General features: G+C 33.4%; 11 protein-coding genes. 6 read left to right on the top strand and 5 right to left on the bottom strand.

Annotation, left to right across the window (positions count from 1 at the left end; all coding sequences use genetic code 11):
- Nucleotides 1-518 (top strand): hypothetical protein (locus RMR19_RS20225; RefSeq protein WP_310605319.1); only part of this gene is annotated, 518 nt, incomplete at its 5' end.
- Between the two features lie 142 nt (nucleotides 519-660).
- On the opposite strand, the gene RMR19_RS20220 is transcribed toward RMR19_RS20225, so the two are convergent.
- The 3 genes from RMR19_RS20220 to RMR19_RS20210 form a co-directional block, all read right to left on the bottom strand.
- Nucleotides 661-1,194, bottom strand: a complete 534-nt coding sequence (locus RMR19_RS20220) for a hypothetical protein (protein ID WP_310605318.1) — start codon at nucleotides 1,192-1,194, stop codon at nucleotides 661-663.
- Nucleotides 1,195-1,277: 83 nt separating this feature from the next.
- Nucleotides 1,278-3,593 carry a leucine-rich repeat domain-containing protein gene (locus RMR19_RS20215; protein ID WP_310605317.1) on the bottom strand — a complete coding sequence of 772 codons (2,316 nt, stop codon included), beginning with the start codon at nucleotides 3,591-3,593 and terminating at the stop codon, nucleotides 1,278-1,280.
- A gap of 259 nt (nucleotides 3,594-3,852) precedes the next feature.
- On the bottom strand, nucleotides 3,853-6,168 hold the full coding sequence (locus RMR19_RS20210; protein ID WP_310605316.1) for a leucine-rich repeat domain-containing protein: 2,316 nt from the start codon (nucleotides 6,166-6,168) through the stop codon (nucleotides 3,853-3,855).
- Between the two features lie 277 nt (nucleotides 6,169-6,445).
- Between RMR19_RS20210 and RMR19_RS20205 the strand changes: the two genes are divergently transcribed.
- Both RMR19_RS20205 and RMR19_RS20200 read left to right on the top strand, forming a co-directional pair.
- A complete protein-coding gene (locus RMR19_RS20205; protein ID WP_310605315.1) occupies nucleotides 6,446-7,711 on the top strand; it encodes a C40 family peptidase in 1,266 nt (421 codons plus the stop codon).
- Between the two features lie 96 nt (nucleotides 7,712-7,807).
- Nucleotides 7,808-8,512, top strand: a complete 705-nt coding sequence (locus RMR19_RS20200; protein ID WP_310605314.1) for a response regulator transcription factor — start codon at nucleotides 7,808-7,810, stop codon at nucleotides 8,510-8,512.
- 81 nt (nucleotides 8,513-8,593) lie between these two features.
- On the opposite strand, the gene RMR19_RS20195 is transcribed toward RMR19_RS20200, so the two are convergent.
- Nucleotides 8,594-9,655 (bottom strand): helix-turn-helix transcriptional regulator, encoded by a 1,062-nt coding sequence (locus RMR19_RS20195; protein WP_310605313.1) that lies wholly within the window; start codon nucleotides 9,653-9,655, stop codon nucleotides 8,594-8,596.
- 282 nt (nucleotides 9,656-9,937) lie between these two features.
- Between RMR19_RS20195 and RMR19_RS20190 the strand changes: the two genes are divergently transcribed.
- The 3 genes from RMR19_RS20190 to RMR19_RS20180 all read left to right on the top strand — a co-directional run bounded on the left by RMR19_RS20190 (nucleotide 9,938) and on the right by RMR19_RS20180 (nucleotide 12,527).
- Nucleotides 9,938-10,750: a lytic transglycosylase domain-containing protein gene (locus RMR19_RS20190; RefSeq protein WP_310605312.1), complete on the top strand. Its 813-nt coding sequence runs from the start codon at nucleotides 9,938-9,940 to the stop codon at nucleotides 10,748-10,750.
- A 98-nt stretch (nucleotides 10,751-10,848) separates the two neighbouring features.
- Entirely contained in the window at nucleotides 10,849-11,235 is a 387-nt protein-coding gene (locus tag RMR19_RS20185; protein WP_310605311.1) for a hypothetical protein, read from the top strand.
- A gap of 38 nt (nucleotides 11,236-11,273) precedes the next feature.
- Entirely contained in the window at nucleotides 11,274-12,527 is a 1,254-nt protein-coding gene (locus RMR19_RS20180; RefSeq protein ID WP_310605310.1) for a toll/interleukin-1 receptor domain-containing protein, read from the top strand.
- A gap of 241 nt (nucleotides 12,528-12,768) precedes the next feature.
- Here RMR19_RS20180 and RMR19_RS20175 read toward each other — a convergent pair.
- Nucleotides 12,769-13,479, bottom strand: a 711-nt coding sequence (locus RMR19_RS20175; RefSeq protein ID WP_310605309.1) for an ATP-binding cassette domain-containing protein, incomplete at its 5' end; no start/stop codon positions are given.

The raw sequence follows: 13,479 nt of genomic DNA, 5'->3' as shown, positions 1-13,479 counted from the left end.
ATGCGATAAGTGTACGCATTAAAACAATGCAAAGAAACACAGAACATCCATATAATTATAATGTCGATAAGGCACCAAAGACCTATAGTAAAAAGGCTAAAATTGCGAAAGGTTTTATCGATTTATATCTTGCGGAAATATTTGGTCTAGATGTAAGAGAGGAGAAGAGAGACAAACTTTACAGTATTTACAACTATATAGAAAAAAATCTATTAAGCGACATAGGGTTTGCAGAGATTTTTAATAAGCCACTGACTCAAAAGATAATCAAAAAGGCTATTCGCCGCTTGAATTATGCGTTTTTATTCGAGTATTTGTACATGTGTCGTACAAACACGCAGAGCAACCGAAATTACAGTGAATTTGTTGATAAAAACGGCATAAATACTGTGTTATCAAGTGCAAGGATTGTTGAGTATTTCAGTCGCGAAAGCTCTTTGATGTATACAGATGATAATTTGAAAGTGGTTTTTGACAAGCTTATAGATTATATGGAGAAATCAGCGACGTTGAAATAGCAGAGGGGGATATTAAGCAGTTTAAAAATATGATAATCATGGAATTATAAATGCCAAAAGGATACTTCAAATTGAGGTATCCTTTTGGCGATTAGGTTTATTATAATGTGTGGCATTCGATTTGTTATTATAGCTATACTTATTATGTTTGATGCAATTCCCAAGTAGCAATTTCTTTGTATGGATTACACTCTGCTAAGAATAACTTTACTGCCTGTCCTTCAAAGGCAGTAAACATAGCTGTTGCTGTTTCGAAAGAAGCCTTTAACTCGGCATCTGTCAATCTTACAGCGAGGGCTGTATGTGGAACCCATTGATTGGGCAAATAATGACCGTTGTCACCATGAGTAGCTACGCTCTCAATAAGGTTATTGATTTCTATATTAAGGTTTTGCAGATATTCTGTGAATACTGGTGCAATAAACAAAACGTTGGGAACAAAGATACCAAGTGAAGCAAAAAAGATATTATTTGCATGCCAGTTGGTTGTATGAGTATTAAGAATATTTATAATAGGGTTGATATGATCGGTCTGAAAATAGGACAGAGTCAAGTGTGGAGGAATTTTAGTATCAACCATATATGTATTTGCTCCATTTTGAGCGACTGCTTCAATTATTTTTGTAATTTTGTTTGTTGTTTTAAAATCGAAATATAATCCGATGGCGTAATCCATAATTGATTTTCTCCTATAAGATATTAATGTACTCGCAAAGGAGCTACAATGTAAAAATGTGTGAAATGAAATTGATAAATGTTCTAATAAAGCTCAAACGTAAACCCGTTATTAACCGCAAAGATATATGCCGCGGAATCTTTCTTGCAAACGATTGTTGGTGACATATTATAAGAAACACAACTATCGTCAACAGAAGTTACACTTGCAGGTATTGTAATTTTCTTTAGATTTGTACAGTAAGAAAATACATTGTAATTTAATTTGGTAAGTCTGCTTGGTAACGTAATTTCTTCTAATTTGCAACATTCGTAGAATGCACCCTCTCCGATATATGTGATTTTGTTTGGTAAGTTTATCACATTCAATTTCTTGCAATTTTCGAAAGCATAAGAGCCAATAGAAGTTAGAGAAGAAGGTAATTTAATAGTAGATAAACGTATACAATTTTTAAATGCGTCATCGCCAATTGAGTTTAATGCAGAAGAAAATTTGATTGTTGCAAGGTTATTACAATTTTTAAAAGCAGAATCTTGAATTGTAATAACGGAGTTAGGCATTACGACTTTTCTTAAGTGACTATTGTCACGAAATACATTTTTGCCAATTGATTTTACGGTATCAGGAATTGTTAATTCCTGATCAGTTCCGGTGTATTTGATTAGAATACCAGTATTTGTAATTACCATATTATTCTCTTCTACAAGTTGAATCCATTTTGTACCAGTGAATGCGCCTGAACCAACAGATTCAATGGTTTCAGAAAATGCAACATTAGTAAGGTTAGCACAATAATAGAAAGCTTTGTTACCAATGTATTTAACACCTTCTGGAATTTCAACGCTTGTCAAACTACGGCAATGATCGAATGTATATGGTTCGATTGTTGATAATGTAGAAGGAATCTTAATCGTTGCTAAACTAGTACAATATGCAAATGCCCTTGAACCGAGAGCGGTAAGCTTCTTAGGAAGCGTAATATTACTAAGAGCAGTACAAGAGTTAAAAGCACCTGAGTCAATGGAAGTAACCGTAGCAGGGATGGAAATGCTCTTTAATTGATAACAATTATAAAATGATTTGCTACCAATTGCAGTAACAGATTCAGGAATTGTGATATTTGTTAAGGAAGTACAATTGTTGAACAAATCATCTGGAATCTCTGTCAACGTTTCAGGCAAAGTAATAGTAGTTAGTTTGCTACAAGAAGCGAACGTACCTTCTGATAATGTTTTAAGTGTAGAAGGAAGTTCTAGTGTTTTAAGAGAGGACAGCCCAGATAAAGAATACTCCTCCAATGTAGTAAGTTTGCTAGGTAATATTAAACTCTCTAATTTTTTGCAGTTACGGAAGGCATAGGGGTCTATTGTAGTAACGGATTCTGGTATCGCAATGGAAGTTAATTTAGTACAGTCTTTGAAAGTACAAGTGCTAATTGTAGTGATACCAGAAGGAATGGTTGCTTTTTTTAGTGATGTACAGGAATCGAACGCATGATCACCAAGGTATGTTAATGTAGAAGGTAACGTTATTGCAGTTAAAGAGGAATTACTTTTGAATGCATATTTATCAATACAAGTCAGTCCTTCTTTCAAATTAATGCTAGTGAGTTTTTTGCAATTTGTAAAAGCGTTTGTTCCGATACGCGTTACGATGCCATTTATTTTAACAGTGGTTAATTGGGAACAACTTCTAAATGTGGCTGCTTGTATATACGTGATTCTCTCTGGAATTGTAATTTTCTTTAATTTATAACAATAAGAAAAAGAACCTTTTCCTAAGGATTCCAGTGAATTTGGTAAAGTAATTGTAGATAGCTTGTTACAATAGAAGAACGAATAACGAGATATTGTTTTAAGTTTACTATCGCTTGGAATGGTTACAGTTTTAAGATTGGTGCAGTCTGCAAATGCACTAATACCAATTGTCTTTACTGGTGCAGGAATCGTAATCTTAGTAAGTTTGGAACAGTAGTAGAATGCTTCCTCACCAATGTAGTTTAATTTAGCAGGTAACGTAATAGAAGACAAGGAAGAACAATTTGCAAATGTACGATATAAAATCTTCGTTACATTACTGCTTAACTTAACGGTAGTCAACTTGGTACAGTATGCAAAAGCTTCTTCGTCAATTTTTTTTACCGTTGAGGGAATGACAACTTTTTTTAACTTCGTATTATTATAAAAGGCACGTTTTCCAATCGTATGTACATTAGAAGGAATCGTGACAGTAGATGCACTTCCATCATACTGAAGAAGTACCCCATCCTCAATTACAAAATCAGATGACGTAGCAGCTTCTGCTTGGTAGGATTGATGAAAAATACTGACAACGAATAGCAGAAGAAGTAAAGTTAGAAACGATTTTTTTGCTATACTTTTCTTGTTTGTTAGATTCATAATAAGGAACCCCTTTTTCTTAATGATAATTTCTTGGAATATATATCTTATTCTGCAATCCATTTTAATACATAATGTAAGATATGTCTATTTTAATATACATATTTTTCTTTTTGTTTTAACATATAATTTGGTATTTTATACTTAATTGTTATATAGCAAAGAAGCCCTACAACTCATTAATGTAATCATTAATGGATGCAGGGCTTCTTCTGTATAATTCTATTTGGTTTTCAATATAACAGCAAATACAAACGAACTAATCAAGTTCAACTGTAAGCCCTTTATTAACTGCAAAGATATACGCCGCAGAGTCTTTCTCGCAAACAATAACTGGTGACATGCTATAAGAGATACAATTGTTATCAACAGCAGTTACACTTGCTGGAATCGTAATTTTCTTTAGTTTGTAACAATAAGAAAATACATACGAATTTAGTTTTGTAAGTTTATTAGGTAAAGTAACTTCTTCTAATTCATAACAACTGTAGAATGCACCGTTTCCAATATACGTGATTTTGTTTGGTAAACTTATAGCATTTAGTTTCGTACAACTTTCAAAAGCGTAAGAACCAATTGATGTTAAAGTAGATGGAAACTTAATAGTGGATAAACTTGCACAGTTTTCAAATGCATTATTGCCAATAGATTTTAATGCAGAGGAAAGTTTAATTGTTGCAAGATTACTACAATTTCTAAAAGAAGAATTATGGATTGTAACAACAGAGTCAGGTATAACAACTTTTGTTAAGTAACTATTGTCACGAAATACATTTGCAGCAATGGATGTTACAGTGTCTGGAATTGTTAACTCCTTAGCAGTTCCAGTGTATTTAATAAGGATACCGCTATCTGTAATTACCATATTCTTGTCTTCTGCAAGTTGAATCCATTTTGTACCAGTGAATGCGCTTGAACCAACTGATTCGATAGATTCGGAAAATTTAACATCTGTAAGGTTTGCACAATAGTAGAATGCACGGTTGGCGATGGTTTTCACACCTTCTGGAATTTCAATGCTTGTCAAACTACGGCAACGTTCAAAGGTCAGTTCCTCGATTGTTGATATGGTAGAAGGAATCTTAACCGTTGCTAAACTAGTACAATTTGCAAATGCGCCTGAACCAAGAGAGGTAAGTTTCTTTGGAAGTGTAATCTTGCTAAGAGCAGTACAGGAGTTAAATGCATCTGAGCCAATCGTAGTAACAGAAGATGGAATAGCAACACTCTTTAATTGATAACAATTGAAAAATGCTTCGCGTTCAATCGTGGTAACGGATTCAGGAATTGTAATCGTTGTTAATGAGGAACAATCGCTGAATAAAGCTGTTGGAATCGCTGTTAACTTTTCAGGCAATGTAATAGTAGTCAATTTACGGCAAGAACCGAATGTACCTTCTGATAATGTTTTAAGTGTAGAAGGAAGTTCTAGCGTTTTAATAGAGGAAAGCCCTGATAGTGAATAAGCTTCCAATGTAGTTAATTTACTAGGTAATGTTAAACTCTCTAACTTGGAGCAATCGCTGAAAGCGTAGCTCTTTATTGTTGTAACAGATTCTGGTATTGCGATGGAAGTTAACTTATTACAATACATAAATGTTCCTTGATTAATCGTAGTGATACCAGAAGGAATTGTAATTTTCTTCAGTGATGTGCAGGAAGTGAATGCATAATCACCAATATGTGTTAGTGTAGAAGGCAACGTTATTGAAGTTAAAGCAGAATTACTACTGAAAGCGTAGTTTTCAATAGAAGTTAACCCCTCTTTTAAATTGATGCTAGTGAGCTTGTTGCAATGCAAAAAAGCATATGTTCCAATACGTGTTACGACACCTTCTATTTTAACTGTCGTTAATTTGTTGCAACCTTGAAAGGTACTTGGTTGTATATATGTGATTTTCTCTGGAATCGTAATCTTTTGCAATGTGTAGCAATAGTTAAAAGATCCTTTTCCTAAAGATTCAAGCGATTTTGGTAAAGTGATCCCGCTTAGTTTACTACAATAGCGGAAGGAATAACGGGATAGTGTTTTGAGTTTACTATCGCTTGGAATGGTTACGGTTTTTAGATTGTAGCAGCCTTGAAATGCAGCAATACCAATTGTTTTTACTGGTGCAGGAATCGTAATCTTAGTAAGTTTGGAACAGTTACTAAATGCTTCCTCGCCAATGTAGTTTAATTTGGCAGGTAACGTAATAGAAGACAAGGAATAACAATTTGTAAATGTTCGATATAGAATCTTCGTTACATTACTGCTTAACTTAACGGTAGTCAACTTGGTACAGTAAGCGAAAGCTTCCTCATCAATTGTCTTTACTGTAGAAGGAATCGTAACTTGTTTTAACTTTGTGTTATTATAGAAAGCACGTTTTCCAATCGTATGTACATTGGAAGGAATCGTAACAGTAGTAGCAGTTCCCTTGTACTGGGTGAGTACGCCATCTTCAACGACAAAATCAGATGATGTAGCAGCTTCTGCTTGATGTGTTTGATATGAAATTGTGAAAACGAATAGCAGAAGAAGTAGTGCAGGAAACAGTCGTTTTATACGATGTATTTTATTATGTGGATTCATGTGAAATCTCCCCTTTCTTATATAGATTCATTATAGGATTTACCAACTATACTGTCAATGTAATAAGGGGGAGGCGTCATGATTTTAATAATTTCGTAAGGTTGTTGGAAAGTTTTTCAATAGGGAAAAGGAATAAATTTCACATTTTCGTAATATAAAAAAATACAAATCGTCATAAAAACGCCACATTTTCGTAATATAATGTAACAAAATTGTAACAATTTAAATGTGAATTTACTTTTCATGTTAAGACAAAAATAAGGAGTACATTTTTATTATGAAAATATTACAAAAAAGAATTTTGATGGTATCAGCAGCAGGCGTGTTATTATTAGGCACAACAACATTTTCAAATATAGCGCAAGCGAGTAATGTGGTGAATTATACTACTGATAACTACACATATAGTACAGAAGATGTAGAAAAACTATTAGAGGATACTTGTGCATGGCAAGATATTAGTCTTACTTTTAATAGCACAGCATTAGTAGAGGACGCCATAAAACTTGAAGAAGAGGCAGATAAGCAAAGTGCTTTAGAGGAAGAGGTTATTGAAGAAGAAAAAAAATCAGAAATAATAATTGCGCAAGTCGATTATTATCTGAATATTAGAAGTAGTGCAAGTGAGGATAGTGAAGTTCTTGGTAAGCTATATAATAATGGTATTGGTGTTATTATGGAAGAAAAAGATGGTTGGTATAAAATTAAATCTGGTTCTGTTGTTGGATATGTAAAAGCGGATTATGTATTAGCGAAAGAAGAAGCACGAAAAAAAGCCGATGAAGTTGGAAAACATTTAGCAACGGTTACAACGACAACATTAAAGGTAAGAGAAAAGGCGAAAGAAGATGCAACAGTTCTTACTTTAGTCGGAGAAGGTCAAATATTATCTGTAAAAAAGGAATCAGAAAATTGGGTAAAATTTAAAGTAGATGATTATATAGGATATGTTTCTTCAGAATATGTAAAAGTATATATAGAGAATGAGGAAGCGGAATCAATTGAAGAAGAGCAAGCAAGATTAGAAAGAGAAGAGCAGGCGAAGAGAGAGGTATTATTGGAACAACAAACGGCGTTGAATAATGAAGTACATACAAGTAGTAAAAGTACGTCAAATAAAACATCAAGCAAAACATCAAAAAAGACAGTTTCTTCTGTAGGTAGTTCTTCATCACAATCAAATTCATCAACCAGTGCGTCACTTGGGCAACAAGTTGTTAATTATGCACTTCAATTTAAAGGCAACCGATATGTGTATGGTGGTACAAGCTTAACAAATGGTACAGATTGTTCAGGGTTTGTAATGAGCGTATATAAGAATTTTGGTTTTTCATTACCGAGAACTTCGAGTGAACAAGGTGTAACAGGGAAAAAGATAGCAAGTATATCACAAGCGCAGCCAGGAGATTTAATTGCTTACTATGGTCATATTGGAATATATATAGGAGATGGGAAACTAATTCATGCGAGTTCGCCAGAGAGTGGAATTATTATATCTAATGTAAACTATAGAAAGATTAAATCGATTCGAAGAATTCTCTAATTAGAAGTACTATAATCACAATACGCAAAATGAATGTTTTTGTGTATTGTGATTATTTTTCGTTAATAATAAAGGGTAAAGGGAGTGGGTGATGGTATGTCCAAATCGACATGTAGTATAGAGAAAAAAAGAATATTGATAATAGATGATGAAGAACGAATAAGGGAAATACTTCGAGTTTATATTGAACATAGTGGATATGAAGTTTTCGAAGCGGCAAACGGAAAGGAGGCGTTGAAAATCCTTAGGGAGCAAAAAATTCATCTTGTGATATTGGATTTACTGCTGCCTGATATACAAGGAGAAGAACTATGCAAGGATATAAGAAGACGATATGATTTACCGATTATAATGGTTACAGGGAAAACAGATGAAAGTAGTATGGTATATGGACTATCCATTGGCGCAGATGATTATATTGTTAAGCCATTTAGTTTAAGAAATGTAGTGGCGAGAATAGAAGCTGTACTTAGAAGGTATTGCGTAGATTCTTTAGAGTTGGTATTGCTAGATGACTATCTTTCCTATGATTTTGAGAAAAAGATAGTCATGATACAAGGAGATGAGGTACATCTAACCCCGACAGAATATAAGATATTTGAAACATTAGCAACTTCGCCAAATCGCATATTCTCAAGGGCGCAGTTAATTGCATATGCGCTTGGCGATGAATTCGATGGTTATGATAGAAGTATTGATACGTATATAAAGGGACTGCGCCAAAAAATTGAGCCAAACCGTAAGAAACCGAAATATGTTGTCACAGTGCATGGAATTGGGTATCGGTTTATGAAAGAATAAGGTGTTTTGAAATCATATCCTTGAATGTGGTGACTTTATGGTAATGATTAGGGCGTACAGTATAGACAATTTATGCACACACTAGAATTGTATTTTTTTATTATACTTAGTAAGCAATCTTGTAAAATCATCATATTCTCTTAAAAAATCATATTGTGGGCTATTTTCTAGTTCAGCAAGTATGGGAGGAAGCATCTTTTCGCCGTAACTTGCTGAACCTGTTTTATTAATTCGATTATAGAGAACGGAATCTTTTGTGCACCACCCTGTTGTTATGGCGGAAAGAAGCGAATTAAGTAAGGACAAGCTTTCAGAAACATTGTTTTCTTTCAGTGCAATTTGCAAAGGTGCAACAAAGGAGTTGAATTCCCATAGATCGAAGAGTGAAACAGTTTTTTGATAAATAAGAGAAATCTGTTTTGCCTTGTCGAGTGCATCGGTAGCAAGTTCAATATCGATTAATTGTAGTAAAATCCCTTGTACTTCGTTGATACTAGTAAGCAATTGGCGTTCCATAATTTTAGCAGCTTCCTCAATTTTATCTTGTTCTAAGAAAATATTTGCTTGAAGAAGTTGTTTGTTAAGGACGTTTCGTTCGGGCAATAAATCAATCATTTCCTGTGCCTTATCGTATTCTTGTCGCCCTGTATACTTCGAAGCTAGCATATAAGTGGCATTCACACGTATCTCTTCGTTGTCACTTTTACTTGCGCGTTCATACCAAGTAAGGATTTTGTTTTGGTATTCAATCTTGGCATCCGAAGACAAATCAGACATTACAAGTGAGCCATCCATTACTAAGGAAATAGAATGAAGCAAGGAATAGGAATTAGGATATTCATGGATTTTTTCTTGAACCATTGTAAAGCCAGCGTCAAATCCATGCGTAGCGATTGTTTGTACAACTTCATTGCTGAAATGCATAATTTCCGTATCAGATAAATCTTCGTTAAAACAGAATAAAGTATTCAGATCAATCGTAAGAAGTCTCGCAAGGGCTGGTAGTAACGAGATATCGGGACAGGTGATTCCGTTTTCCCATTTGTTCACCGCAGGAGTGGAGACGCCGAGATATTCTGCGACTTGTTCCTGCGTAAGACCCTGTTCTTTTCTTTTTTCTCGAATAATGGTATTCATTGGCATAATGTATTTCCTCCGTACTGTGTTAGATACTATGTTAGAATGCTCTTATTTAAGTTGATTATAACAGGCAAACGAATGATTCACAATTGAGTAGTTGTTAATATGCGAAGTGAAAAATTAACGACAAGTTAATAGGATTTGTATGTTAAATAGAATCAACCAGATAAAAATCAAATAAAAACTACAAAAAATGAGACTTATTGCATATTGCATTGTGGGTAGACACTTGTTATAATTAGGATAATTATGAGTTATTAATAGAGTGTATGTGGAGGTACATAAATGCAAGTAAATAATGTTACAAGTACAACTCAGATAGTAAACCAAGCAAATACAGTGTCGAATACAAAGAAAACTTCATCGACGTCTTTTGATAGTTATTTAAATCAAGATAAAGAAGTATCTTTAGAAGATATCTTTGAAAAGGCAGCAGATAAATATAACGTGAGTATTGATTTATTAAAGGCAATTGCAAAACAGGAGTCTAACTTTAAAGCAGATGCGGTATCAAGAAGTGGGGCAATGGGTGTAATGCAACTTATGCCTGCAACAGCAAAAGAGTTAGGCGTAAAGGATGCATTTGATGTAGAGCAAAACATTATGGGTGGAGCAAAGTTGATTTCCAAACTATTAGATCAATACGATGGAGATACAAAACTAGCATTAGCAGCCTATAATGCAGGAAGTGGAAATGTAAGAAAGTATGGTGGAATTCCTCCTTTCAAAGAAACGCAGAATTATGTTGTAAAAGTAATGCAGTACTTTGAGCAAAATTTAGATGCATCTGGTGTAACGGTAGCTAATAAGACAGCATCAAACAATACGCAAACTACAAAGAATGAAACTACGACAGTTCCAACAATTGTTACGGTAGCAAATTCTTCAGATGATGTGGAAGTTGTGAATAGCATATCAACAACAGAAGAATTAGCGGACAGGCTAGATGAGATTTTCTCAATGAATGATTATCTTAAAATGATTGAAATTATGTTTGGTGATGAAGAGGATAAGACGGAACAAGAAGATACCATCTATCAATCTTATAATCAATTAGCAGTGTCAACGCCAGTTATTAATATGTTAAAAGGTATATAGAAGATAAGATATATGAATAAGTAATAGGGACATCAGACGGAATATGTTTGGTGTCTTTTGGGTTTTGCATTATTATTATATTAGGAATGGAGAATAATATGAAGGAAATTATTAATATTTTATTGGTTTCATGTGTACCTGCTTTTTTTACTGGAATTATTACATATTTAACAGCGGTAAGGAATGCAAAGACAAAGATAAATTCTTTGGTTGAAAAGAATAAGCATGAGATTGAAAAGCTTATGAGACAACATGAAGTAGATATTGAATCACTAAAAGAAAAGCATCAATTAGAGACAGAGAAAAGTAATCAAGAACATAAGCATAAGATGGAAATTTTAGAGCTGGAGCATAGAAATGAAATGGAGAGCAAAGAAAAAGAGCAAAGTAATGCTGCGATGTATGGTGTAATGACGGATATGCTTAAAGAACCAGAAAAATTAGTGGGATTAATGGAGCTTGTGAATAATCCGATTTTTAAATAGTGATTTAGATTTATGTACTATTATGAGGAGCTATAATTATGGAGAAAAAGATATTTATATCATATGCATGGACAAATGAAGAATACCAAGGAAGAATAATTGAACTTGCAACTAGATTAAGAAATGATGGAATTGATGTAATTTTAGATAAATGGGATTTACATATTGGTGCCGATCGCTTTGTTTTTATGGAGGAATCTATTGAAAAAGCAGATAAAGTTCTTATAATGTGTAATAAGGAGTATAAAGAGAAGGCAGATAAGAGATTTGGTGGTGCAGGTCAGGAAACAATGATTATTGCTCAGGAAATATATGAAAAAACCACACCAGAAAAATTTATTCCAATGATAATGGAACGAAGTTTATTAGGAAACGAGTATGTTCCTAAATATTTAAAATCATTGATATATATAGATTTTACAAGTAGAGATCTAAATTTTGAATATAAAAAATTAATTCATGTCATATGTGGCAAAACATATGACATGAAACCTAGATTAGGGAAGTTGCCTGACTATATAGAAATGCGGTTACAAAATGAAGATGAGATTGATAGATACAAATCAAATTTCTCGATAAGACTAAACTCGGTGTTAAAAATGATAAATGATTGTGGATATAGTCACGAAAAGTTGAACATGGAAATGTTAGGTGAATTATTGGGGTTGAGTTCTGTTAATGAGATGAATAAATATTATTATGGAAATGAAGAACCACCATACATTTTTTTGGACAGGATGTCAGATTTATTAGGACTTAATAGTGAGTGGTTTAAGTTTGGAAAAGGTAATCCATATCAAAATAGATTACGACGTTATTTTAATGCTAATGATTTATATAGAGAAATAATAAATGAAAAGGCAGTTTATTTTTTTACAATAGAGGCTACATATAGAAGAGAATTGGGGGTGGTTGTAAAAAAAGATAAATTTAAATATGTGTGTTATCCAAGAGCATTTACATTCCACTCTGATGTTGGAGCAGGAGGCGAAAGTGAATTATATTCTGTATATACGTTTTTAAAAAAATTATATGCGAAAGGAAGAATGCCTTCAGAGGTGTGGTATGTATCAGAACAAGAGTTTGATGATTTACTGTCCGGGAAGATTTATCCAGGATTAGTTACTAAACATGGAAGGAATAGGGCGAATTATATGCTTGATGATTTTATAGATTTGTTTAGAAATGATGATGAAAAACAACAGTATTGTAGTCTGTATGGAAAAACATTTATAGAAAGTCAAAAACTAATAAAGACGCGCCTTATGTATAAAATAAAGAGTTCACAGTAGCTTTGAATAATATATACACATGTAACATAGATTCTAAAACCCGATTATTTAGGTACTTCCTGCAATGCATTTTTGAAAGATGCAATTATTGTTCTAAAATACTATTAGAGAATTTGTGGATATTTTTGGGTGAAGCGGTTTAATGAAAGGCGTCTATTTATTATAAGAAGCAAGGAAGAACGCCCAGTTGAATAAACTCCAACTGGGCATAGATGATAAAAACAAGTAACATTCTGTAATATCAAATATCCTTTACTTTAACTATCTTTTGATCTTTGATTTCTAATACAATATCTGCCGCATTATCAATTAAACTTTTATCGTGTGAAACAAAAAGGATAGTTCCCTCATAACTTTTCATCATCAATTCTAAAGCTTCCATGCCGACAAGGTCAAGATAGTTTCCAGGCTCATCCATAAGAAGTATATTATATCGCCCTAAAAGCATTTTGGTGATAAGAAGTTTAATAATTTCACCTCCCGAAAGGACACGCAAATTTTTTGAGATATCAGTAGAAGCAAATCCCATAGAGCTTAATACAGCATAAATCTCTGAAATATTATAGTCACAATTTTCTTTCATAAATGAGAGTATGGTTTGCTCCATTGTAAATTTATATCCTGTTTGAGAAAAATAGCCTATTTCTGCTTTAGGGGAAATCGAAAGTTCATTGGCTCGTTCGAGTATCATTTTTAAGAGAGTGGTTTTTCCAGTACCATTTCCTCCAGTTAAAGCAACTTTTGCACCGAGAGGAATAACGAAACTAGAGTGATTGAGGATTGTGCGTTCACCAAACTTTACTGTGATATCCTCTCCAACAATAGGGAATTTATTGTGTAATTCCAATGCTTTGCTCTGGCGAAAGCGAACATTATGAAGAGATTGAGGTGCATGAATTTCTCCTAAAGACTCTAATCGTTTTTCTATGTTTTTAGCAGCTTGATATAATTT

This window comes from Anaerosporobacter sp., assembly GCF_031551385.1.
Taxonomy (GTDB): Bacteria; Bacillota; Clostridia; order Lachnospirales; family Lachnospiraceae; genus Anaerosporobacter.
This window is presented reverse-complemented; position numbering and strand designations above follow the sequence as displayed.

Excerpts from the sequence above, each read along its gene's own strand:
- RMR19_RS20195 (WP_310605313.1), bottom strand. The coding sequence starts at position 9,655 with ATGCCAATGAATACCATTATTCGAGAAAAAAGAAAAGAACAGGGTCTT.
- RMR19_RS20200 (WP_310605314.1), top strand. The coding sequence starts at position 7,808 with ATGTCCAAATCGACATGTAGTATAGAGAAAAAAAGAATATTGATAATA.
- RMR19_RS20210 (WP_310605316.1), bottom strand. The coding sequence starts at position 6,168 with ATGAATCCACATAATAAAATACATCGTATAAAACGACTGTTTCCTGCA.
- RMR19_RS20215 (WP_310605317.1), bottom strand. The coding sequence starts at position 3,593 with ATGAATCTAACAAACAAGAAAAGTATAGCAAAAAAATCGTTTCTAACT.
- RMR19_RS20180 (WP_310605310.1), top strand. The coding sequence starts at position 11,274 with ATGGAGAAAAAGATATTTATATCATATGCATGGACAAATGAAGAATAC.
- RMR19_RS20205 (WP_310605315.1), top strand. The coding sequence starts at position 6,446 with ATGAAAATATTACAAAAAAGAATTTTGATGGTATCAGCAGCAGGCGTG.
- RMR19_RS20190 (WP_310605312.1), top strand. The coding sequence starts at position 9,938 with ATGCAAGTAAATAATGTTACAAGTACAACTCAGATAGTAAACCAAGCA.
- RMR19_RS20185 (WP_310605311.1), top strand. The coding sequence starts at position 10,849 with ATGAAGGAAATTATTAATATTTTATTGGTTTCATGTGTACCTGCTTTT.
- RMR19_RS20220 (WP_310605318.1), bottom strand. The coding sequence starts at position 1,194 with ATGGATTACGCCATCGGATTATATTTCGATTTTAAAACAACAAACAAA.